The 21,781-nt window shown below is 40.1% G+C and carries 22 protein-coding genes and 1 pseudogene; 8 read left to right on the top strand and 15 right to left on the bottom strand.

Annotated elements, in window-relative coordinates; genetic code table 11:
- Nucleotides 1-38 precede the first annotated feature (38 nt).
- Genes MSHOH_RS12295 through MSHOH_RS12285 form a run of 4 tightly spaced genes read right to left on the bottom strand, consistent with a single transcriptional unit; the run spans nucleotide 39 to nucleotide 2,431 of the window.
- Entirely contained in the window at nucleotides 39-683 is a 645-nt protein-coding gene (locus MSHOH_RS12295) for a TetR/AcrR family transcriptional regulator (RefSeq protein WP_239450949.1), read from the bottom strand.
- 58 nt (nucleotides 684-741) lie between these two features.
- Entirely contained in the window at nucleotides 742-1,113 is a 372-nt protein-coding gene (locus MSHOH_RS22205; protein ID WP_158024149.1) for an epoxyqueuosine reductase family protein, read from the bottom strand.
- An 18-nt stretch (nucleotides 1,114-1,131) separates the two neighbouring features.
- Nucleotides 1,132-1,758: an epoxyqueuosine reductase gene (locus tag MSHOH_RS22200; protein WP_052730850.1), complete on the bottom strand. Its 627-nt coding sequence runs from the start codon at nucleotides 1,756-1,758 to the stop codon at nucleotides 1,132-1,134.
- A gap of 43 nt (nucleotides 1,759-1,801) precedes the next feature.
- Nucleotides 1,802-2,431, bottom strand: a complete 630-nt coding sequence (locus MSHOH_RS12285) for a DUF3786 domain-containing protein (protein WP_048139999.1) — start codon at nucleotides 2,429-2,431, stop codon at nucleotides 1,802-1,804.
- Between the two features lie 296 nt (nucleotides 2,432-2,727).
- On the opposite strand from MSHOH_RS12285, the gene MSHOH_RS12280 reads away from it, so the two are divergent.
- The 4 genes and pseudogenes from MSHOH_RS12280 (at nucleotide 2,728) to ribB (ending at nucleotide 4,891) form a co-directional block, all read left to right on the top strand.
- On the top strand, nucleotides 2,728-3,132 hold the full coding sequence (locus tag MSHOH_RS12280; RefSeq protein ID WP_048143442.1) for a pyridoxamine 5'-phosphate oxidase family protein: 405 nt from the start codon (nucleotides 2,728-2,730) through the stop codon (nucleotides 3,130-3,132).
- 330 nt (nucleotides 3,133-3,462) lie between these two features.
- Nucleotides 3,463-3,672 (top strand): hypothetical protein, encoded by a 210-nt coding sequence (locus MSHOH_RS12275; protein WP_048139997.1) that lies wholly within the window; start codon nucleotides 3,463-3,465, stop codon nucleotides 3,670-3,672.
- A gap of 48 nt (nucleotides 3,673-3,720) precedes the next feature.
- Nucleotides 3,721-4,154, top strand: a pseudogene (locus tag MSHOH_RS25880) (DUF120 domain-containing protein).
- The gene (gene ribB, locus MSHOH_RS12265; RefSeq protein ID WP_048139995.1) at nucleotides 4,151-4,891 is read left to right on the top strand and encodes a 3,4-dihydroxy-2-butanone-4-phosphate synthase; all 741 of its coding nucleotides are present in this window, start codon (nucleotides 4,151-4,153) and stop codon (nucleotides 4,889-4,891) included. The pseudogene MSHOH_RS25880 and the gene ribB overlap by 4 nt, the downstream one beginning before the upstream one ends.
- Nucleotides 4,892-5,030: 139 nt before the next feature.
- Here ribB and MSHOH_RS23820 read toward each other — a convergent pair whose 3' ends face one another.
- Nucleotides 5,031-5,291, bottom strand: a complete 261-nt coding sequence (locus MSHOH_RS23820; RefSeq protein WP_158024148.1) for a hypothetical protein — start codon at nucleotides 5,289-5,291, stop codon at nucleotides 5,031-5,033.
- 118 nt (nucleotides 5,292-5,409) lie between these two features.
- Between MSHOH_RS23820 and MSHOH_RS23815 the strand changes: the two genes are divergently transcribed.
- On the top strand, nucleotides 5,410-5,547 hold the full coding sequence (locus MSHOH_RS23815; protein ID WP_158024147.1) for a hypothetical protein: 138 nt from the start codon (nucleotides 5,410-5,412) through the stop codon (nucleotides 5,545-5,547).
- A gap of 322 nt (nucleotides 5,548-5,869) precedes the next feature.
- On the opposite strand, the gene MSHOH_RS12260 is transcribed toward MSHOH_RS23815, so the two are convergent.
- Entirely contained in the window at nucleotides 5,870-6,958 is a 1,089-nt protein-coding gene (locus MSHOH_RS12260) for an epoxyqueuosine reductase (RefSeq protein WP_048139993.1), read from the bottom strand.
- A 538-nt stretch (nucleotides 6,959-7,496) separates the two neighbouring features.
- On the opposite strand from MSHOH_RS12260, the gene MSHOH_RS12255 reads away from it, so the two are divergent.
- Nucleotides 7,497-8,072 (top strand): flavin reductase family protein, encoded by a 576-nt coding sequence (locus tag MSHOH_RS12255; RefSeq protein WP_048139991.1) that lies wholly within the window; start codon nucleotides 7,497-7,499, stop codon nucleotides 8,070-8,072.
- 101 nt (nucleotides 8,073-8,173) lie between these two features.
- On the opposite strand, the gene MSHOH_RS22195 is transcribed toward MSHOH_RS12255, so the two are convergent.
- The 7 genes from MSHOH_RS22195 to MSHOH_RS12220 all read right to left on the bottom strand — a co-directional run bounded on the left by MSHOH_RS22195 (nucleotide 8,174) and on the right by MSHOH_RS12220 (nucleotide 18,194).
- The gene (locus tag MSHOH_RS22195; RefSeq protein WP_052730849.1) at nucleotides 8,174-10,231 is read right to left on the bottom strand and encodes a sensor histidine kinase; all 2,058 of its coding nucleotides are present in this window, start codon (nucleotides 10,229-10,231) and stop codon (nucleotides 8,174-8,176) included.
- A gap of 597 nt (nucleotides 10,232-10,828) precedes the next feature.
- Nucleotides 10,829-12,025 carry an aldo/keto reductase gene (locus tag MSHOH_RS12245; RefSeq protein WP_048143440.1) on the bottom strand — a complete coding sequence of 399 codons (1,197 nt, stop codon included), beginning with the start codon at nucleotides 12,023-12,025 and terminating at the stop codon, nucleotides 10,829-10,831.
- A 107-nt stretch (nucleotides 12,026-12,132) separates the two neighbouring features.
- On the bottom strand, nucleotides 12,133-13,329 hold the full coding sequence (locus MSHOH_RS12240; protein ID WP_048139989.1) for an aldo/keto reductase: 1,197 nt from the start codon (nucleotides 13,327-13,329) through the stop codon (nucleotides 12,133-12,135).
- Between the two features lie 823 nt (nucleotides 13,330-14,152).
- Complete coding sequence (locus MSHOH_RS12235) at nucleotides 14,153-14,560, bottom strand: DUF1699 family protein (protein WP_048139987.1); 408 nt, start codon at nucleotides 14,558-14,560, stop codon at nucleotides 14,153-14,155.
- 355 nt (nucleotides 14,561-14,915) lie between these two features.
- Nucleotides 14,916-16,118, bottom strand: coding sequence for an aldo/keto reductase (locus MSHOH_RS12230; protein WP_048139985.1), 1,203 nt, complete (start codon nucleotides 16,116-16,118; stop codon nucleotides 14,916-14,918).
- A 592-nt stretch (nucleotides 16,119-16,710) separates the two neighbouring features.
- Nucleotides 16,711-17,010, bottom strand: a complete 300-nt coding sequence (locus MSHOH_RS12225; RefSeq protein ID WP_239450948.1) for a carboxymuconolactone decarboxylase family protein — start codon at nucleotides 17,008-17,010, stop codon at nucleotides 16,711-16,713.
- A 644-nt stretch (nucleotides 17,011-17,654) separates the two neighbouring features.
- Nucleotides 17,655-18,194: a GNAT family N-acetyltransferase gene (locus MSHOH_RS12220; protein ID WP_048139982.1), complete on the bottom strand. Its 540-nt coding sequence runs from the start codon at nucleotides 18,192-18,194 to the stop codon at nucleotides 17,655-17,657.
- A gap of 446 nt (nucleotides 18,195-18,640) precedes the next feature.
- Between MSHOH_RS12220 and MSHOH_RS12215 the strand changes: the two genes are divergently transcribed.
- Nucleotides 18,641-18,964 carry a cupin domain-containing protein gene (locus tag MSHOH_RS12215; RefSeq protein ID WP_048139980.1) on the top strand — a complete coding sequence of 108 codons (324 nt, stop codon included), beginning with the start codon at nucleotides 18,641-18,643 and terminating at the stop codon, nucleotides 18,962-18,964.
- Nucleotides 18,965-19,301: 337 nt separating this feature from the next.
- Here the strand turns inward: MSHOH_RS12215 and MSHOH_RS12210 are convergent, their stop codons facing one another.
- A complete protein-coding gene (locus MSHOH_RS12210) occupies nucleotides 19,302-20,198 on the bottom strand; it encodes an APC family permease (RefSeq protein WP_239451381.1) in 897 nt (298 codons plus the stop codon).
- 1 nt (nucleotide 20,199) lies between these two features.
- Nucleotides 20,200-20,325, bottom strand: a complete 126-nt coding sequence (locus MSHOH_RS25695) for a hypothetical protein (protein ID WP_275425531.1) — start codon at nucleotides 20,323-20,325, stop codon at nucleotides 20,200-20,202.
- A 130-nt stretch (nucleotides 20,326-20,455) separates the two neighbouring features.
- Here MSHOH_RS25695 and MSHOH_RS12205 point away from each other — a divergent pair, with 130 nt between their 5' ends.
- Nucleotides 20,456-21,745 carry a hypothetical protein gene (locus tag MSHOH_RS12205; protein WP_048139978.1) on the top strand — a complete coding sequence of 430 codons (1,290 nt, stop codon included), beginning with the start codon at nucleotides 20,456-20,458 and terminating at the stop codon, nucleotides 21,743-21,745.
- Nucleotides 21,746-21,781: the final 36 nt, after the last annotated feature.

Here is a 21,781-nt window from a genome sequence, read left to right as displayed (position 1 = left end):
TTACTTATATATAAGTAAGTGATAGTTCGGAAAAAAAATCAATCTTTCCACCCAAGATCGGATTTAATTAGAGAGATGGATCTAACAAGCGTTCTTCTCCCCTTAATACTGGATAGTTGCCTGGCACCCATTAAGACTTCAACTACCAATTCTGCACGTGCTTCAACTGGATCGGAGAAACTAAACTCTCCCTGTTCCAGACCGGTTTTAAGAACTTTGGAAATCCAGGTCAAGATATCATCCAGCAGCAACAGATTTTGCTTTTTAACCTTCTCCGGAAGTTCTTCAAAATCAAGTATCACCGAGCCTGGAGGGCAGATACTTTTGCCTTCATCAAACTCCTTCAGTGCGTAATCAAAATAGTATTGAAGCTGCTCACGGGCTGAGCCTCCGGATTCCACTATTTGAGCAATATTTGCAGCTAAGTTCTTTCTGCTGTCTTCGAGCAAGGCTGCAACTAGATCTTCTTTTTTGGGATAATAATTATGAATTGCGGCATTCTTTATTCCCAATTTTTGAGAAATATCCTTGTAACTAAACCCATTATAACCCCTACATTGCAAAAAATTCCTTGCATAGTAGAGTATCTGTTGATTAGTCTCGTTTATAGCTTTCATAACAACACTTGTACATGTAAATAAGTAATTGATCTGTAAATAAGTAATTGAATAGTTCTCATCCATATAAAAATTAGTTCCTCAATTTATCGGATGAGATAGGCTGCTATTTGCATTTCATACATTAAATTCCAAGTTTTTGGCAGGCCCAAAGCGCCATATTCCGAATGTTGTGATCACGCTCTTTTACAGCTTCTTTGATATATTTATGATAGTTCTTGTCTCCACTATTAGCCATAGCTCTCAAAGCATTACATTTCCATATCCATAAACCATCCTGTCCGATATACCAGAATCTGGGCTGAATTATTTCAAGGAAAGTGTTTTTGTCCATTCTCCATATACTCTCCAGTGAAAGATATTGTGTTACATTGGAAAGACCAGCAAAATCTTCCTTTTCTTCCCATTTGTTTTTATTCTTCGGACATACGTTCTGACAGACATCACATCCATATATCCAAGTTCCCATTTGTGTTTTTAATTCCTCAGTCTGCAAGTCCATCCCATTCGTAAGTTAAGCAATGCATTTTCCTCTATTCATTGATAAAGGCTTGTTTAAAGCTCTAGTAGGACAGGAATCGACACATTTGTTACAGCCTTCAGGACAATTTAAGGAACGTGTAGGCTCATCATATTCCATTTCAGAGTCGATCACCCATGTGTCAATAAAGACCCAGGACCCATATTTTTCTGTGTAGAAGAAGTTGTTCTTGCCTATACGCCCCAGACCGGCACTAACTGCAGCCAAGCGAGCAGGGACAATAGAATAAGCAGTCTTAAGCCCTAACTCAGTCAAATAAGTTTCGAACTCAAGTTTTCGAGAGTATTCTTTTGAGTGTTTAAGTCTTCCATCGACCAGATAAGCCTTTCCTATATAGTTATCAAGTCCCTCAGGGATACCGTATTTCCCATATCTCCCTACACAAACAACAATTGATTTGATCCACTCTATACTTTTTTGTGGAAAAGCCATGGGATAGAGGCTTTCATATAATGCACGCGATTCAGGAAAACTCCTGATTCTTTCATCAAGATGGGATGCATATTCCTCCATCAAGTCCACTGTTGTAATTCCACACAAATCATACCCTATTTCCAGAGCTTTGTTCTTGATACTTGCTGATAGACTGGTATTACTCAATTTAAAGTCCTCCAGAGGATTCAACACTCAAACAGGCGGGAACTTACACCCCTCCGGCTATATTTCCCATTTGGGCGGTCATAATCATCGCTCTTACAAGGCATCCCTCTAAAAAAGCCAGACATTCAAACTCCATAAAGAGCGAAGCATTTTTATCTAACAAAATCTGAACTTCGCAAGGAAATTCATCATCTCCATCATAATAAACAATTTGGAGAGGGATTTTTGGCAATGCTTTCAGAAGCCATGAATAGCCGCCCGATTTCAGCTTGCCGTTAAAAACCCCACCAAATCTGCACAAGGTTTCGCTGAATGTTGCATAATTACCACAGAATGTTTTACCGAGCGGATCGGTTATCCATTTTATATCTGTGCTGAGTATTATTCCTTTGCCAGCAAGATAAGAAATCGGTACAAATGAAAATGCAGGTTCGCCCACGCCTTTGGACAATGTATAGTAAGCCAGCACACTGCGGTTGTTGACATTAACCGGTTTACCGTCCGTCGGATTAACACCGCGGGAACTAATCTCGTATTCTCGGCCAAGAAAATTGACAGATAGGGAACCGTCAGGCTGAAGTGACAGACCAAGCCGTTCGGCAACTTCTAAAAAATCGCATTTGCTCAATTTGGGTATAAGGCTTTCATAAATTTGTTCATAACCACTATTCATAAGATACTCCTTTTATTGTGCACCGTAGATTTCATTCTACCTCTTACAACAGGTTATGAGATTTTAGCTCAAATTATTTGAATTTTGAAATGCCATCTTGAAATCTATTCTTATTATAATCAATACTTACTTACATATAAGTAAGTATTGATTAAAAGCGTAAAAAAAATCAAAAAATCCTAATCTTTGTTGGCAGTGTAATGAAAGGTCATTAAAATACACAAATAAAATTAGATACAGAATTCTAACGCTTAACTATATTAATATATACTGCAATCATCTTGATGGTGATTACTATAGTAAAATTAAGCGAAGAGATGAAAACTGCCTTTTCAAAGGTAAAGATCTTTCCTGTGGCTACGGCTTCAAATGATGGAATTCCAAATGTAGTGCCTATTGGGTTCTGCCAGCTTGTGGATGATGAAACAATCTGGATTGTAGACAATTTCATGGTCAAATCCCTGGTAAACCTGGAAGAAAATCCGAATGTTGCAGTCTATGTATGGGGGCCGGAAACCGGCGGCTGCTTCCAGATAAAGGGCGAAGCGGAAATTATCAGTTCCGGAGAGAAGTTTGATAAAATGAAGGGAATTGTGCATGCAGCAAAGCCCGGACTTCCTGCAAAGAACCTTATAGAAGTCAAGATTAGTGAGGTCTTCCAGTGTGCTCCCGGTCCTGGCGCAGGAAAGAAATTGCTCTGATCGAAAATTAAATTATGCTCTGTAAAAATCATAATTTTGAGATTATAAGGTTCTGTGTATTCTTCGGGGGATGGATAATTTATAGTTTCAACACTAGCTGAAAAACATTCTAAGCTCCCGAAGGATTTAAAGGACCTTTTAAGCGAAACTTCAATAACCAAAAATGATTAAAATTATGCGGCCTGGGAAATCTGCAATTCTCAGACAAAAGAGGACTTAAAGAGGTAGTGCAAAAGAAGACTACCTCTCTAAATTCTCCCTTTGATTCTTTTAAAAATTGTGATGTGTTGCGTTCCTGTAATCATTGAAAATCTGAGGAGTTAAAAAACAATGGGAGATAATGAATTTGAACATTTTAGGCCTCCAGACCCTAATACCCTCAACTATATAAGGCTAAAAATGTTAGAACGAATATCTCATGCAGTTGATAAAGGATTTATAAACACTTCTGATTCTTATTTAACCAAAGTTAGGATTGATCTCAAAACCTTGCTTGAAGATATAGAAACTGAAATGATTAATAGAGGCATGAAGTTATAAAATGAGTTCAAAAACCTTCAGCTAGACCACGCAAAATGCAGCAATGACCTGTATAACATAGCAGATGTAATTTACAAAGGATGCGAAAGAGAAACAATAAGGTATTGTATCCTGAAATTTTATGTAAATATACCCAGGTACAAAAGGCAATTTGAAGAAAAATTACATTTCACTTCTTTTTCTGGAACTCTAAATGTAAAGCTTTTGGAAACCAGTTTGATTCTTCGAAATCGCTTACTGGAACTGCCTGTTATTTATATAGAAGGCTTCAATGACGGAGGACGTACATTCGGAGGCGGGAAATGCTATCTTGTTGTCGTGGGTGGTATAGAGGCCGCTATAGTGGCCCCTGAAAGAACACATTATCCGTTGATTTGATTGAGATTATTGCACCTGTAAAGCTAAGGGATGCCCTGGATTTGAACAATGGGGACAGAGTTGTAGTACAGGTAAAAAAACAGGGTATGGAGAGCCAAAAATGAACGGAAATACGGTTTACGATTGTCTTACGTATAGAAACGAAAACATCAATCTGGCACTGGAAGCACTTCTGGTCGGAAAGATGATCCAGATTTATGATTCGGATTCAAGGGAAGGAGAAACTGACCTTGTGATCCCTGCAAAAGCGGTCACCTTTAAAGATGTGAAATGGATGCGAAAAGATGCAGGCGGTCTGATCTGCGTGGCAGTAGACCCTGTGGCATCCAAACAACTCAAACTGCCTTTCATGGCAGAACTCGTCAGGGAAGCAAGCAAAACCAGCGATGTTCTTGGAGAAGTGGTAGAAAAGGACGGCGATCTTAAATACGATTCTCATTCTTCCTTTTCTCTCTGGGTCAATCACAGGAATACCAGGACAGGCATCCCTGATGATGAAAGAGCCCTTACGATCCGGAAAATCGGAGAAATAACAGAAAAAAGCCTTTCCGGAAACAGAGTTCGTTTTGGAGACGAGTTCAGGACTCCCGGTCACGTGGCGCTCCTGAGAGCTGCCGAAGGGCTTCTGGATAAACGCAAAGGGCAGACCGAACTTTCAATTGCCCTTGCCCATATGGCAGGCGTTACCCCTGCAATGGTAGTCTGCGAAATGCTGGACAATTATAATGGAAAAGCTCTCTCCAAAGAAAAGGCAAAAGAATACGGTAAAGATAACAGACTTGTATTTCTGGAAGGGCAGGAAATAGTTGAAGCATATATAACATGGAAAGGCTGTGAATGATTTTTTTACTTTCTTTCAGGGTAGATAAAACACGTCACATTAAATTACATCCAAATTCGAGATCAAGTTTATCCCTAGACCTGCGCAAGAATCAAAGTTGCGCTGGCGCACCCCGCTGCAAGCAACGGGTATGTTCGCGTCAGCCTTCCACAATTATCCCGAAGACCTGAATATTGATGTCGATGTGCCAGATCTGGCACAACGAGGAAACATAGTCGAAAGGCTCTAAAGGAAGTAAAGAATGCAGGTTTAAAGTATTCGCTTTACTCATTTTAATTATGCTGTGAAGCCTTTCAGGATATGTTTGATCCGGTTGGCTACGAGCGATAGCCCTGGAAATTACGTGGCTTCTAGGCATATGTGTATGGTAGGTATACGCCTTAAAGGATGCAGATCTCATCAATACACTAAGCAAAGCAAAATATACTTACGCATCTATTATTATATAAGAGCAATAAAAAAGAGTAATAAAAAATAAAGAAAAATAAATCGAAAATTAAATTAATCGAGGTGTATCGATGGATGGGGTTAAAAGACTATTCAAAAAAGCTGCAAAAATAGCTTTTGGTGTTGTTGTAGGAGTTGGTTTAATTGGTTTTGTTAAAGGCTTATTTGTAGGCTATTTAATTTGTCATTACAAAGATAAGCATTGTTGACATAACATATAGTGCCCTGATAAGACACATAAGAGCAAAAATAAGAGAGATCTATATTTACAAAAGCATGCTATAACTTGCACACTAGAGGTTCAAGATCAAGAGCTATGGACAACTGCTAAAGTCACGTTTTACACAGTTGAAGGTTTAATACAGTTGATTATTCAGTTCAATCGCATAAATCTTATTAATTTTCTTTTTCTTCTGCGCTGAATATGGTAAACTCAGTCCTATTATCTTTCTATAAATAAAATCTGTTTTTCTCATTACTTTGTTAGTGAAATTTCTCATTTTCTTTTATATATAAAAAGTGAATTTTGTTTTATACAGATTGCTCCTCCGGAACCGATTCGTACAGTTTTTTCCTTTCCGGAGTCATGGACTCGATATATTTTTTTGCCTCCTCTGGAGATACCGCTTTAAGAGTTCCATCAGGTTCCTGTATGATCACGCCACTGTCAGTGAGCATTTTATAACGTGCCTTCCTAACTTCCTTATCAGGATGGCAAACAAAGTGGCAGTTAGAACATGTATATTCCATTCTATTTCCCGGGATAAGGCATATAAAAAATCCACCTTTAATTTTAGGCCTTTCTAAGTATGCTTCGATGGTACTGGGTAACGCAGCAATAAAATCTTCATCTTTTTTTGGGATCTCAAAGCGAGCCGGAGACCAGGTGGACCACTTTCCCGAGGCGTTTAAACCTGTAAGCCCACCACAGACAAGGAAGCATCGGCTATTACTTCTCCTCTTCCCGTAGCTAAACTCTTTTCCTCCAAGAGTCACTGTAACCTTCTCAAGCGGATCCACGTATTCAGACGAACAGACAGCAAGGCAGATCTTGCACTCATCACAATAATTTTCTTCTTCTGGCAGGGGATCTGTTGGTATAAGTTCTGCATCAGTAACTACCGACGCCAGTACAATTGCTGATCCATATTCCTTGGTGATAATGTTCCCTGAATATCCGAAATGCCCTATTCCAGAGCGGACTGCAAGGTACCTGTGGGAAATAGGAGGGTGCATATCCAGTAACCAGTTTTCCGAGTCTTGACGGTAAACAAAATTTGCCAGCTGGGGAACAGCTTTGTAACCATACTGCTGCAAAAACCCTGCCATTTCGAGAGCTACTCCGTTTGCAAGGGTAGTGGTCCGCACCTTATTAGTGTCGAGAGATTTATGATCTATTTTTTTAAAGTAAGGTTCAATAAGGTTCTGGTCAAAAGCCAGAGCAAAAACGACTGCTGATTTTGCCCCTGGCAACACGTATGTAAGATCAGTTGAAGGAGGGCCACCTGCAAGAGTTTCTGTTGTCGCAATGCCCACTTTAAAGGCTCCAAGGGTCAAAGCCATCTCTTTTAGTTCTTCAGTTAGTTTTTCCATCTTGGATTTTTCTGTTTGTTCTTCCATTTCTTTCTCCTCTAACGACTCAATATAATGCATAATTTGGACTAGTTTATATAAGGTGATTCATATATATTTAATGTGCATTCAAATGTACTAGCTTACTGAAAGTGTACTTGAATGACCTTCTATGCACTTTCATAGGTGTCAGCCTCTTCTATCCCCCCACTCACACCAAAAAAATCCCTAAAAATCCAACTCCAAACTCCCTCAACTATCCCAAATAGTCTCCCCTCTTAACCCCTCTTTTCTTTCTTGCCTGCAACCATTCACACAAGCCTCTACACTCAATTAAAAACAACTTCTTTACCTTTTTATCCTGAAAACAGTGCAGGCTTCACAGGCTACTCGACAGCGTCAGCCTCACGGGCATCTTTACACCCAATCCTACATTCAAACATTGCCATATTGAGCCGATAGCTTCATCAACTTTCTTATTTCTAACTATATTTTCTAAATATGGTTATAAAATCAGTTACTTTTTAACTTTATTAATGGAAATAATACGGAAAATTATAAACCTTATCGAAAAGAAGATTAAACCATGAAACAATCAATCGGAGCAAAACCGCTTGCATTTCCGACTCCTACCTGGGTTGTCGGTACCTATGATATGAACGGAAAACCCAATGCAATGACTGTAGCGTGGGCAGGGATCTGCTGTTCGAACCCTCCATGTATTAGCGTGTCTTTAAGAAAGGCTACCTACAGCTATGCCGGCATTATTGAAAATAAGGCATTCACTGTAAGTATTCCTTCTGAGGATTTTGTAAAAGAGGCTGATTACTTCGGTATTGCAAGTGGAAGGGATGAAGATAAGTTCGAGTGCGCCTGTCTTACACCTGTAAGAAGCGAGCTTGTGCCTGCTCCATATATAGGAGAGTTTCCTGTTGTCCTTGAGTGCAGGCTTCTCCACAGCCTTGAAGTAGGGCTTCACACTATGTTTGTAGGGGAGATAGTGGACATCAAGGTAGAAGAATCCGTACTCGATGAAAACGGAAATCCTGATGTTGAGAAGATTAAGCCCGTTATATACGGGACAGGAAACAGAAGCTATTACAGCATCGGGTGCAATCTCGGAAAAGCCTTTTCGATAGGCAAAAAAATCATGAAGCCGTGAACAGTGAATATATAAGAAAATTATGGGTCAGAATAACCCACAACCGAAATAACCCGAAAAAACCCATGAGGCAGGTTATCTCAGGGATAAAAACTATGCAATTAATTGTTTAAACTAAGCGGTATGGTGAAAAAGAACTTGCTTCCTTCACCAGACTTGCTTTCAACCCAGACTCTACCTGTATGCATTTCCACAAATTTTTTGACAAGGGAGAGCCCGAGCCCTGTCCCTGCCTGGCCTCCTAATTCAGGGTTATCGAGCTGTATAAAAGGCTGAAAGACTTTCCGAGCTTCTCCTTCAGATATTCCGATGCCTGTATCCCTAACAGTAATTTCTGCTTCATCTTCTGCAATTCTGGCATCGATAGTAACGTTACCTCCTTCAGGTGTAAACTTTATTGCATTATCAATGAGGTTATAAAGTATCTGCTTGAATTTTGTCCTGTCAGCTTTAATGGTCGCAAGCTCTTCATCAACCGTGTTCAGAATCTGAATATTTTTCTTTGATGCCAGAGGTGTTAATAAGGTCTTAACTTCAGAAACTGAACTGGATATTGAAAATTTCTCTACATAGAGCTCCATTTTACCGGCTTCAACTTTTGAAAGATCCAGTATATCGTTTATCAGTTTCAGGAGATGAACCCCGCTAGCTGAGATGTTTCTTACATATTTTGCCTGTTTTTCGTTAAGCGGGCCGAAATTTTGGGTGAGCAGCATATCTGAGAAACCTATAATTGAATTCAGTGGTGTTCTCAGTTCGTGGCTCATACTTGCAAGAAATTCGCTTTTTGCTTTATTGGCAGTTTCAGCTTCCATTTTTGCTCTAACAAGTTCGTCCTGCATTTTTTTAGTATCTGTTATATCTGAAACTATTGCATACAGAAATATTTTCCCGTTCAGCAGAATAGGATAACTGTAATTTTCAATATTCCGCAATTGTCCGTTTGATAGGCGGTGAGTGAAAAATAAGTGATTCATATCCCTTAACTTTGCCTGTTCCAGTTTTTCCAGGATTTGATCTTTTGGAAGTATATTAATGTCAGCAATATTCAGGTTGAGCATCTTCTCTCTGGTATATCCGTAGTAAGCACAGGCAGCCGGATTTGCATCGCATATATCTCCCGTATCAGGATCAATAAGCATTATTACAGCGCCGTTGTTTTGAAACAGAGAACGGTATCTGCTTTCACTTTCTTTAATCAGCTTCTCAGCCTGTTTGCGTTCAGTAATGTCTTCTATTATGTAGATCGTCTGAGCATGGTTTCCTTCTTCATCCTTTAAACCCGAGGAATTGATGTTAACATCTACAGGCTTCCCGTCTTTTCGAACCATTCTGCACTCTTTACTGAAGGAAAAACCTCTCTTCTCTATCTCCTCTGAAGATTCTCGAAGCTTCTGCAGGTAATCTGAAAATATGAAGCTGCTTATGGGCTGCCCTATAAACTCCTCCTGCCTGTAGCCAAGGAGTTCCTCTACCCTGGAATTGCAGTCAACAATAATCCCGGCTGCATCCACCAGAGTAATCAGATTAGCAGCGTTCTGAAACATGGATCTGTAGATTTCTTCCCCTGTATGTATTGCTTTTTCAGCTTGTCTGCGCTGTATTCCCATGCCTATCAGGTTTGCAGCTATCCTGAGTATCGATATATTGTCTTTTCCCCAGTTTCCCGTATTGACTACATTGTCCATTCCCATGAAGCCTGCGAGCTTTCCACCTGCGTAAAAAGGTAAAACAATGAGGGATTTGATTCCCTGCTTCCCAAGTACCTCTTTTTCTGCTGCTGCTTCTGGAGGCAGAGCCGAAACATCGGTTATATGAATTATTTCGTCATTATGAAGTTTCTTCATCCACCAGGGGCATCTGTTGGAAGAATTGTTTTGCAGGTTGTTTTTCTGAGGTTCCACACCTTCAGCACACCATTCATGGGTATTGTCCATTATGTTTCCGTTTTCTCGGATCTGAAATATATAACTCCTGCCAGCTCCGCAGAGAACTCCTATTTTCTCGAGTGTCAGATTAATATCCTTTTCAAGATTGGCTGGAATGGTAAACATGTTGGAGATTTCCAGTAATACTTCTTCGATCTCCAGCTTGTGCCTTATTGAGCCCATCGACTTTATTCTGTCAGTAGTATCAAAAACTGTACCTGAATAGCTCATTATAGTTCCATCCTCAGGCAGTATCAAAATTTTTTCATTGACTAGGTGGATGCTTTCTGTCTTGCTCTGTACTGAAAAGTAAGTTCATTGTCTTTTTTAAAAAATAGCAAAAATTTCTATATCCGTTTTTAGTTCTCTTTGAGCACAAACTTATTTTGTGAATCTACTCCGTGTTCCTGATATACTATAATAGCATCTGAAGAATAAAATTTTATCTATACTTTCTATTGCTTGGTACCTTTTTGCTCGTTATCCGACAAAACTGTTCTATAAAGTTGTAGCTGGTGTGCTAAATAAGGCGGATTTAAAAACTGGCAATTCCCAAGAATTCTTGCAGGCTGAGTAAAAAGCCCTGTTGGATCTGCAAAAAACAAAGACTGGAATAAAAAAACTTGATTTTTCAGTTATAGTTTTCATTGTAGTTCCATAGTAGTATTAGCTTTAGTTATATCTAATAGCTCTACAGCTGGCTTTAAAAATCAGCCCGACTGATTCGGGTAGAAGGAAATTAAGGTTAGAAAGCTTAATGCCACAGAGATCAGGTTGAATAAAAATTCCGGGTTCTAAAAAGACACTGGTGGCAGAGTTACTTTGTCTTTACTCTTTCCCAAAAGCTCTTTTCGCCATAACTCTCCATCCCTTGAAATCTTTTCCTTCAAATTCATCTGCAACGGCTTTAAGGATTGAGGGTATATCAAGATGCTGGGGACATTTTTCAATACACTGCCCGCACTGCACGCACTGAGAAGCATATCCCGGAACATCGCCCCTTATTATTCCTCCGGGCTTTGCCGCATACATGAGTTTTGCTTCTTTTTCATTCCCTGAGAGGTAAAAGTTATCATAAATTTCAAAACAGCCTGGAATATCGACTCCTGAAGGGCAGGGCATACAGTATCTGCAGCCTGTACAGCCTGTTTTCATAAGATCTCTATACTTCTGCTCCACTCTTTTTACAAGCCTGAGTTCCTCTTCGTTCAGAGAATTCGGATAGGCTTCATCTGCTATTTTCAGGTTTTCTTCAATATGAGATTCTTCATTCATGCCGGAGAGCACAGCAGTAACTTCCGGATGGTTCCATACCCAGCGGAGAGCCCATTCTGCAGGTGTGCGTTTTACCGCCGCTTCGTTCCAGATCTCTTTTATTTCAGGAGGCACCGGACTGGTGAGCTTACCTCCGCGCAAAGGCTCCATAACGATTACACCCAGTCCCTTTGAAGCGGCATATTCCAGTCCTTCCGTTCCAGCCTGGTTCTTCTCGTCCAGAAAGTTGTACTGGATCTGGCAGAAAGTCCAGGGATATGAATCGACAATGAGCTTAAACTCCTCAACTGAGCCGTGGAAAGAAAAACCGGCATTTATGACTCGTCCGTCAGCTTTTGCCTGGTCAAGAAAACCAAGAACATCAAGCGTTTCCATTTTATCCCATAATGCTCCCACGAGCCCATGAACAAGATAATAGTCGATATGATCTGTCCTGAGCTTCTCAAGCTGGGCATTGAGAATCCTGTCCATATCTTCCCTGCTTTTCACTGTCCAGGAAGGAAGTTTTGTTGCGAGTTTGACCTTTTCGCGGTATCCGTCAGCAAGAGCTCTCCCTACGAAAGGCTCACTTTCTCCCATGTGGTAAGGCCATGCTGTGTCTATGTAGTTTACTCCATGATCGATTGCATGGCGCACCTGCTGTCTGGCTCTTTCCTCGTCTATTTTTCCTTCTTTGAGAGGAAGGCGCATGCATCCGAATCCTAATATAGAAAGTTCGTCTCTATTTCCTGACATTTTTCTGTACAGCATTTCCATCACCTTACAGCTTTAAGTTGTTTCCCTGCTTTTTAAGGGTTTCTGCACTTTAAATGGATTTTAAATTTAATCGTTCCTTAATTTTACTTGTTTCTTAACATTCAGTCTACCCTGAAAGTCTGTCTTGCAGCGGCTTTCCATGTTTCCAGATCAGGACCTTCAAATTTCTCTGCAATAACTTTAAGCAGGCCGGGTATATCCAGGTGCTGCGGGCATTTTTCAAGGCACTCCTTGCACTGCATGCACCGCGAAGCATATCCAGGTATATCTCCTCTTATTATTCCACCTGCTTTTGCCGCATACATGAGTTTTGCTTCTTTTTCATTCCCTGAAAGGTACAGGTTGTCATATACCTCAAAGCAGGTCGGAATATCGACTCCTGAAGGGCAGGGCATACAGTATCTGCAGCCTGTACAGCCTGTTTTCATAAGATCTCTATACTTCTGCTCCACTCTTTTTACAAGCCTGAGTTCCTCTTCGTTCAGAGAATTCGGATAGGCTTCATCTGCTATTTTCAGGTTTTCTTCAATATGAGATTCTTCATTCATGCCGGAGAGCACAGCAGTAACTTCCGGATGGTTCCATACCCAGCGGAGAGCCCATTCTGCAGGTGTGCGTTTTACCGCCGCTTCGTTCCAGATCTCTTTTATTTCAGGAGGCACCGGACTGGTGAGCTTACCTCCGCGCAAAGGCTCCATAACAATTATGCCCAGTCCCTTTGAAGCGGCATATTCCAGTCCTTCCGTTCCAGCCTGGTTCTTCTCGTCCAGAAAGTTGTACTGGATCTGGCAGAAAGTCCAGGGATATGAATTGACAATGAGCTTAAACTCCTCAACTGAGCCGTGGAAAGAAAAACCGGCATTTATGACTCGTCCATTAGCCTTTGCCCTATCAAGGAATCCCAGTGCACCGAGACTTTTCATTTTATACCATAAAGCTCCGGTAAGATTGTGCAGGAGATAGTAATCTATATAATCTGTCCTGAGCCTTTCAAGCTGGGCATCGAGAATCCTGTCCATATCTTCCCTGCTTTTCACTATCCAGGAAGGAAGTTTTGTTGCGAGTTTGACCTTTTCGCGGTATCCGTCAGCAAGAACACTTCCCAGAAATAGCTCGTTTTCTCCCATATGATATGTCCAGGCTGTATCAAGGTAATTTACTCCGTGATCGATTAAGTGACGGACCTGGCTCTTTGCTCTCTTTCCATCAATCTTTCCGTCTTTAACAGGAAGCCTCATGCACCCCAAACCCAGTATTGAAAGTTCATCCCCATTCTCAGGCATCCTTCTATAGAGTATTTATTTCCCCCCTTGTTTCCCCTTTTCCTGTTTTTCTCCTTCTCTTATGAGATAACCGCAAGTGCTCTTTTTGTCCTCCAAAGTTCGTAACAATGACCGATTTTAATTCTCAGGCAGTCAAAGTACCTAATTTCAGATTTATTTTTGACTGAAAAATGAATAGACTTTGTCAATTTCCGCCTTTAACATCTCTCAAAATAGCATCTCAAGATTAGATTCCTATTTCAAAATTAGATTATAGGATATATTTAGAATAACGGTTTTCAGTTCAGAATCAATGCTCTCAGCTATTTTTTTAAAATATGTGCATAAAAATGGCGTAATATGTCTATGGAAATCTGCTGTTATCTTTCATTTTTTTCATTTCTGAGTTTACAATAGAAAAATATACATTAATATTTCTGTAGACGACAGCATATGAAAAAACATGCAAATATAGAAATAATTCAAGAGAGTAAGATTATTCAAAAAAATTATCCATTTTATGTGAAGAAATTACTGGAGTCTTTGAATAAATAAAACTTTAATTTCCAAAGAAGATCATTTCCACTTAGTATCTGCCTGCTTCTTTCCCGAAATTCTCCTGTATTTATATTTCAGGAATTCAAATGACATTGGATAATAAAATCTATAATCCTGCAAGCTGATTAATACTATAGTGAGAAAGAATTGTCAGAGGTTTAATTTTAATTTTGACGATTTCATAGAATGTTAGAAAAAAGTCTCAAAATTTAAGTTGGAGATTAGATAACGGGAGACGCAACCCATTTCTATCCTCTAATCTCCAGCAAAACACCCACTAAAATTTTTATTGCATTTGAATTCAGGCAGAGACTTCCTTGTTCAGGATATAAGCGACCATTTCAGGGTTAAGCTTGCTTTCCCTTGAAACCTTTTTCTCAATTTCCTCAGTTGCTTTACCTTCGGTTTTCATTTCCTTAATCTTTTCAATCACTGAAGAGGGAATTGCGTAGTATTCGTTTATGTCTTTCCTGTGTCCCCAGACATCTCCTTCCAGGAGCTGGACTCGTTGCATCTGCAGGAACATTTCTATGGATTTTGAAACTGTAGCCATATAAGATTTGGGTAACTGAATTACCTCAATCTTCGGACAGGTCTCTACCAATCCAAAAATATCCTTATTTGAAGGCCTGAAAGCCAGGTGAACAAGACGCTCATTAGGATTGAGTGTAAAGATTTCTTCTCTTGAACTAACCACTCTTATTCTCATATTTTTTCCCCACTATTAAGTTCTTTTTTGATTGTACGTTGATATAAACTAGATATACTTACTATAAATAATTATCTCATTGGACTAACATTATTTCGATAGTATTCCGGAGATATGATTGGTATCCACTTGTCAAATTGATCTAAAAAACCAAAAAAAACGAAAGAAGAACAGCTTTTACAAATTATTTTTTGCCGTTACTTCAATTTTCTATTCTCTTTCATTTTTATCGTTTGTTCCGAACAATGACTTAATTATTTTAGTCACTGATTTCCTTCAGCTTTGATCAAGTTTTTAATTTTTTATTAGCTGATTAATAATATACTGGCATTGATTATTAGATTTTGTTATGCAGTTAACCCTTCTTGAAGATCCGCTTAGCCATGGCTATCCTCTGCTCCAGGTCAGGTCCCTCCAGCTCTTCTACCACAGCTTTGAGAAGCTCAGGGATTTTCAGACCCTGGGGACATTTCTCCATACATTGACCGCACTCAATGCACTGAGAAGCAAATCCCCCTGGTTCGGTATTTGTAAATATTCCGCTCATCGTGACTGCATACTTGAATCTGGCCCCCTCCACATTCCCGAACATGTGCAGGTTATTGTAAATACTGAAGCATTCAGGGACGTCAACTCCTGAAGGGCAGGGCATGCAATACTTGCAACCCGTGCAGCCAATCTTCATGAGCTGACGGTATTTTTGCTCAACTTTATTGACAAGCTGTACTTCTGCTTCAGTCAGAGAGTTCGGATAGGCTTCATCTGCTATTTTCAGGTTCTCTTCAACCTGAGACTCTTCATTCATGCCAGAGAGCACAACCGTAACCTCAGAATGGTTCCACACCCAGCGGAGTGCCCATTCTACAGGCGTGCGTTTTACCGCCGCTTCGTTCCATATCTCCTCTACTTCAGAAGGTATCGGACTTGCCAGATTGCCTCCGAGCAGAGGCTCCATGACAATAACACCCAGGTCCTTTGAAGCTGCATACTTAAGCCCTTCAGTTCCTGCCTGGTGGTTTTCGTCCATGAAATTGTACTGGATCTGGCAGAAGGTCCAGGGATATGCATCTACAATCCGTTTAAAGTCCTCTATTGACCCGTGGAAAGAAAAGCCGGCGTTGATAATACGGCCATCAGCCTTTGCTTTATCAAGGAAATCGGTCACACCAAGAGCTTCCAGTTTGTCCCATACCTCTCCTGCGAGACCGTGGACTAAATAGTAGTCTATATGATCTGTCCTTAGCCTCTCAAGCTGGGCATTTAAGTACCGGTCCATGTCTTCTCTGCTCGCTATGAGCCAGGAGGGCAATTTTGTAGCAAGTTTAACTTTTTCCCGATATCCATCAGCAAGAGTCCTTCCTACAAAAGGTTCGCTTTCTCCCATATGGTAAGGCCATGCAGTGTCTATGTAGTTTACTCCGTGATCGATTGTATAACGTACCTGGCTCATTGCCCTGCTTTCATCTATTGTGCCGTCTTCTTTTACTGGCAGGCGCATACACCCGAACCCCAGTACGGAGAGTTCGTCTCCATTCTTTGGCATCTTTCTGTAAAGCATCTTTCTTTCTCCTTGCAACTTTTAACTGCTTTATCTTTCCGGAACGATCTTTTGATCTACTATGTATGATACATTGCCTATGATTTACTGCTTAATTATAATTGACTACTTATTTTTTAGATTAATCGGTCAATTAATCTTCATATTTGATTGACTGATCACTCATAGATCGATGAAAAAATTAATTTTTAGCCAGACCTTTCAAATTGGGGGAAGGGCATCTGGTTCTTGGGATTGAGTTTAGGTGGATATGAGTTTGGGATATATATTGAGAAAAAGAGTTTTCTCAGATGCCCTGTTCCCTATGTTACTTAGTCTTCCATCGCATATAAAAATAGTGAAATTATCGTTATTTACTTTCCACAAATATCATTATAAAGACAGCAAAAGTAAGTGGTAGATAAAATTAGACAATAAAGTTGGTTATGCTAATATTATTGATGATCTTGGTTAGTATAATTGATAAAATCTGATTGATGAACTCTCAAAGACTCGCATCTATTAATGAACTGGCAATTTAACAGGATGCTAATAATTAGGAAAAGCAAGTTCAGGTAAAATTTTCTACCTGAACTCTGTCTGTAAATCGAGCTTATAAAACATCGTTAAGAGCTCTTGCAGCCGTGTAAACGCTTCCAACTCCAAAAATATACTGGGCTATCCTTATTGCTTCCATAACCTCTTCTTTTGTAGCCCCTGCCTGCATCGCCTGAACTGCAAGGACTTTTACCCCATCAACTGCACCATTAGCTGCATCCAGAGCCATTGCAATGAGGAACTTGTATTTCATTGGCATTCCACCTTCTGAAAATGCAAGTCTGCGAGTACTTTCGAGAAGTTTGAAAAATTCAGGGTCTTTATCCATTATAACCTGCAAGGGATTTTCTGACAATTTATCGTCTCCTTATAAGCTGTTCCAGAATTTTGGTTACATCTATTACTTCTGGTTAAGCACTTGTATGTTTTTTTTATTTTGTTATTATTGTCTATATATATTATTCTGTTTACTTATCACTCTATTTATTTTTCAGTTTCATGAACGAAAAAGATAGCTGGCTTCGTGAACGGAAAAAATAGCTGAATTGTATTGTGGTAGAAGAAGGACTGGAAATAATAGAAAAAACTGTAAATAAGTAGCGTATGAAGACAGTTATATGCAGTGCAAAAACGGACTATTAAGAAAAAGTATATTTTACGAAGAATGTGTGATTAGAAAACGCGGTTTGAAGGAGAGGGGCATCTGTTTTTCGTTGAGGTCATAATTTGGGGATAGGAAAGTAGGGTACTTCAAAAGAGGTTTTCAGATACCCGATATGGATATAATAATTATAAATATATGATTAAGTTTACACTGCCTTTTTCATCCTTTTCTAGAAGTACCCTAATTATTTTAATAAATTATATTTTAATAATTTAAATTTTAATAATTTCGCAGCATCCTGTAGTACTGTGCCTATGATTTTAATGCAGTTACTATCTCATACATTCAAAAATCAATATGATGCTACAACAGCTCCGTAAAAACTTCGGTATGGTTCAGAGATTTCCATTTCTTCGTCGAAACTCATAAGTTATTGTTCCTTCTTCAGGTCCGTCTCCTTTAAAAAGAAAACTGTTTTTTTCCAGTACACGAATCGAAGCCTTCAGGTGTGGGTATGTATTGGCTATAATGCAGTCTTGTTTAAGACTGGACAGAGCCCAATGCAGCATAGATCGGACCGCTTCCGTTGCATACCCTTTATTCTGGTAATCAGAAAGGACGGAATATCCTATCTCAAGAGTCCCGTTTTCGTGAGCAAGAAATCCTCCACTTCCTATCAGGACAGGCAATTCTGAAGCCTTCTGGTGTAGAAGCCAGTAGAAACTCCAAATTTTTCGGTCTCTTGTCTTCATCCTTCCTATGAATTCTTCGATTACCTCAGGGGTTATCTGATCAGGCGGCCATCCCGCCGGAACATTAGCTTTGAGAGATGAAGCAAAAGCCTGACGGTCGTGCAGTTCCAGAAGATAAAGTTTCACACTTGCAGGAACTAAGCACAGCCTTTCGGTGCTGATAGGAAAAAAAATAAGAGGCATGCAACAGATTAAGGTTTTTTTAGAGATAATCTTTTTGGTAAGTAATCTCCAGAGAGTGTGGTATGTAAAAATGTGGGGGAATGGGCATCTGAGGTTTGGAGTGGTTTGGGAGTGGGGGTGTAAAAGCTGTTGGGTATGAAAAGAGTTTTTTCAGATGCCCTGATAAATAATAATAGCTGCTATTATATAAAATTATGGCTATAATGTATTCCAGTCAAATGTTATCAAGAAACCATACTGGATCAATGAAACCGTACCGGATCAACCATAGAAGTATCACTTATCTAAAAAAAGATGCATTTCAAAGCTAATCTGAAAATATAAAATTCAAAGTTTAAACTCAAACTCGGAAATTCTAAAATAACAAAAGAGATAATTTCAGATAAAAACTCTGCCAGAGCTAGCTTATTGATTTGATTTTTAGAAAAAATTGTAGAGGATTTCTTATGTTTTGCAAAAGCGATTCAAACGGGTATAGAGAACTTCTTCCCGGAATCAGGATGAAAGCGGTGGTCTACGGGGAAAATACCCTGATGACCGAATTCCTTTTGAGATGCGGAAGTACCCTTCCTTCTCATGATCATATCCATGAACAGACCGGCTATCTGGTATCAGGAAAAATTCTCCTGACTCTTGACAGCGAAACATTTGAAGTGAGCCCTGGGGATTCATGGAACATTCCTGGCGGTATAACTCACAGTGCCAAAGCTCTGGAAGACTCCGTAGCCATCGAAGTTTTTTCTCCGAGGAGGGATGAGTACATAGAGTGAAACTGCTTTTAAAGAAGATTGATCCTGATCAGATGATTAGTTTATTCGGAGTATCTGACAACAGGACAATTCGGTTTCCTATCCATGTTTTATATGCTGAAGAGCCGTTTTCCTGTACTCCTTGTATGGTCTCTAGCTTACCTGTGGGTTCACAGAATAAAATTCGGATTATCGTAGTCTAAGAAGATATTAAAGAGGAAGGTTAGAAGAAATGTTAAAAACTTTGATTTTGAACTCTCTTTTTTAATCCTATTTTATTTTTTAATTCAATTTTTAAGAATTCCATTTTTTACACTTTTCCGATTCATCCTGTCCTTTCTTTTATTACTCTGCCGGATTATTTTCTATAAGTCCATTCGGCAGCAAAACAGAGAAAAACAGTAAACCCTAGTAGAGAAAGTGTTGTCTTCGAGTTCATATATTCATAGTATATAAGGATGCCAAAGATAACAAGGCTGCTGAGAAGAGCAGCCCATACTATGTAAGGTTTTGCTCCGGTTTCTTTTAACAGCCGAAGGTGAGAAACGTTAACGGCTGTGTAAATAAGAATAATGGAAGCACTGGCAAGCATACCTATTCCTTCTAGTTGAAGAAAATTTGCACAGAGAATAACAAGACCTGATGTAATAAAAAGTCCTTCTGGGCTTCTGTTCCAGACTTTTCTTTCAAAAAAATAAGGTAATTGACCATTTTTTGCAAGTAGATAGCTTATGTTTGCACCGCCGTAGAGTGCGGCATTAATTGCGGAAGAAGTTGAAAAAAGAGCAGCTAAAGCCATTATTTTGAAACCTATAGCCCCCAGGAAAGGCTTTGAAGCAGCTGCAAGGGCATAGTCCTTTGAATTTTCAATCTCAGTGACTGAAAGATTTCCCGTTACTGCAAGGCTGACGGATATATAAATGAAAATGACGAGCATGACACTCAAATAAAGAGCTTTTAGAAGGGTTTTCTCCGGGTTTTCCATATCTTCTGCGGCATTGGTTATCAACCCAAAACCCTGGTATGCAAGAAACACCATTCCTGCCCCAAAAAAGATATTTTTGGAACTTGGCCAGGTAGAAATTGAGAGGTTTCCTGGATTCATATAAAAAATACCGGCTGCTGCAAAAAACAGCAAAACACCGACTTTTATTGAAACAATGAAAAACTCGGATTTTCCAACGGCTTTTGCTCCTGTAAAATTAATAGCCGTAAAAATGAGAATTATTGCTGTAGCAAAAGCATTGGTCCAGATATTAGCTGAGCCCTGAGACAGGAAAGTTACTGCATAGCACGAAAATTGAAAAAATCCCTGCTCCAACCATAGCCCCTACATCTATCGAAGTCGCAGCATAAAATCCCATTGTTTTTGTCGTACCCATTAAAACCCCCTTTCTATATCTTCTGTCATCTTTTAAAAATCAAACCTCCAGAACTCTGAGAAAATTCCTTCTTTATTGTAACGTAACTTTTTTTTACACTTTTTCCATACTCTATAGTGGGGAGTCGAATATGGATATGGAAAACATTCCACCGGGTTTTACAGACACTCTTGATTTCAGGCTCATGGACGCACTTTTCGGGAGAAGAGCACGCCGTTTTTTTATGGGGGCTTCAATTCCGGACGGTTATTTTAAGTACACATCAAAACATGATCCTCTGCCTCTTACGGAATGGGAGCAAATTGCAGTCCTGTCTGCAGCGGCAGGCAATACAGGCTGGCATAACCTGATAATGCGCGGGGAAAGGTATGCACCTGCTCTTTCGAATTATGCTTGCAGTGCCGGAGGACGAACATTTCCCTCGGCGGCAGGCTTTCATACGAGTCAACTTTTTTTTACCGACGATGCCGGAGTTTACTTTTTCGATACCCGGGATGCCCCGGAAATGACGACACGTTCGGAAGGCGGAACTTTTGATGTAGAGGACCTGATTAAAGCCCACAGAGCAAGAATTCGTAAGATTTCCGAGGGCAGGCTGAAACTTCCTCCGGAGACGCCTTACGTAGAAGCCCACAATACCTGGGTAGTCAACCATCCGGGGACAACCCTGATAATTCCGGTAGCAGATCTTGCCCAGCACGTACTCGCTGGGATCTGCTACTATACGCAGAACGGGGTCTGTTTTTATGATGATGTACACGGGAAAAGAATAGAAGGGCTTGAGAAGTTCGGTAATCTCGTTGATACGGAAAATCCTTTGCCCTTAAGTTTTCTTGAGATGTGGTCTTTATCCGAGGTAACTGCGGAGCTTTCTATTGCCTGCTATGCGGGTATGCTAATGCTTCAGGCTATGGGTCTTGGAGGCTGGATGTTTAACGGTGTGGATCCTTTTGCAGTTCTGGGAGCAAGCGGAAACTCCGAAGTTCCCGGACTCGGCTTCCGATACGATTCCGATGAGCGCTGGGCCCTTCCTAATCCAACCGGACTTTCCGGAGTTTTTGAAGGCTATACTCCCCCTCATTATAGGGACATGCGCAAGGCGGTGGACGCCCTTACCGAAAGAAAGTTCGGCAAAGGCGGGCCTTTCAATCCTGACACTCCTGGTTATTACAGAGATACGAAGGCAGTCAGGAGCAGCGCCGTACCGCACAATGAAGAGTTCAGGGAATGCGTTGCCCTGCAGGCACAGTATATCTATGACAGCTTCGGAAAGTTTCCGGGCACAGTTCCGAGCATTTTTGTCATGCCCTATCTTCAGGCACATCACCTTGACCTTGAGTTCTATGATCAGTTTTATGAAAAAGGAGCCTATCTTGAAACTCATAGAAAGCATATGGAGCGCTGGCATCCTGAAGTATAATAAAAACTTTACTTACACTTCGTAATTTATATAAAT

Origin of the sequence: Methanosarcina horonobensis HB-1 = JCM 15518 (assembly GCF_000970285.1) — an archaeon.
In the GTDB taxonomy this organism is placed as follows: Archaea; Halobacteriota; Methanosarcinia; order Methanosarcinales; family Methanosarcinaceae; genus Methanosarcina; species Methanosarcina horonobensis.
Note: the sequence above shows the minus strand (reverse complement) of the source record. Positions and strands in the feature narration are given on the sequence as shown.

Coding starts and splice junctions, on each gene's coding strand:
- ribB (WP_048139995.1), top strand. CDS start 4,151: ATGAACGGAAATACGGTTTACGATTGTCTTACGTATAGAAACGAAAAC.
- MSHOH_RS12295 (WP_239450949.1), bottom strand. CDS start 683: ATGGATGAGAACTATTCAATTACTTATTTACAGATCAATTACTTATTT.
- MSHOH_RS12245 (WP_048143440.1), bottom strand. CDS start 12,025: ATGCTGTACAGAAAAATGTCAGGAAATAGAGACGAACTTTCTATATTA.
- MSHOH_RS25695 (WP_275425531.1), bottom strand. CDS start 20,325: ATGGGTACGACAAAAACAATGGGATTTTATGCTGCGACTTCGATAGAT.
- MSHOH_RS12230 (WP_048139985.1), bottom strand. CDS start 16,118: ATGCTTTACAGAAAGATGCCAAAGAATGGAGACGAACTCTCCGTACTG.
- MSHOH_RS23820 (WP_158024148.1), bottom strand. CDS start 5,291: ATGAGATCTGCATCCTTTAAGGCGTATACCTACCATACACATATGCCT.
- MSHOH_RS12215 (WP_048139980.1), top strand. CDS start 18,641: ATGTTTTGCAAAAGCGATTCAAACGGGTATAGAGAACTTCTTCCCGGA.
- MSHOH_RS12255 (WP_048139991.1), top strand. CDS start 7,497: ATGAAACAATCAATCGGAGCAAAACCGCTTGCATTTCCGACTCCTACC.
- MSHOH_RS12205 (WP_048139978.1), top strand. CDS start 20,456: ATGGATATGGAAAACATTCCACCGGGTTTTACAGACACTCTTGATTTC.
- MSHOH_RS22195 (WP_052730849.1), bottom strand. CDS start 10,231: ATGAGCTATTCAGGTACAGTTTTTGATACTACTGACAGAATAAAGTCG.
- MSHOH_RS12220 (WP_048139982.1), bottom strand. CDS start 18,194: ATGCCTCTTATTTTTTTTCCTATCAGCACCGAAAGGCTGTGCTTAGTT.
- MSHOH_RS12235 (WP_048139987.1), bottom strand. CDS start 14,560: ATGAGAATAAGAGTGGTTAGTTCAAGAGAAGAAATCTTTACACTCAAT.
- MSHOH_RS23815 (WP_158024147.1), top strand. CDS start 5,410: ATGGATGGGGTTAAAAGACTATTCAAAAAAGCTGCAAAAATAGCTTTT.
- MSHOH_RS12260 (WP_048139993.1), bottom strand. CDS start 6,958: ATGGAAGAACAAACAGAAAAATCCAAGATGGAAAAACTAACTGAAGAA.
- MSHOH_RS12275 (WP_048139997.1), top strand. CDS start 3,463: ATGGGAGATAATGAATTTGAACATTTTAGGCCTCCAGACCCTAATACC.
- MSHOH_RS12285 (WP_048139999.1), bottom strand. CDS start 2,431: ATGAATAGTGGTTATGAACAAATTTATGAAAGCCTTATACCCAAATTG.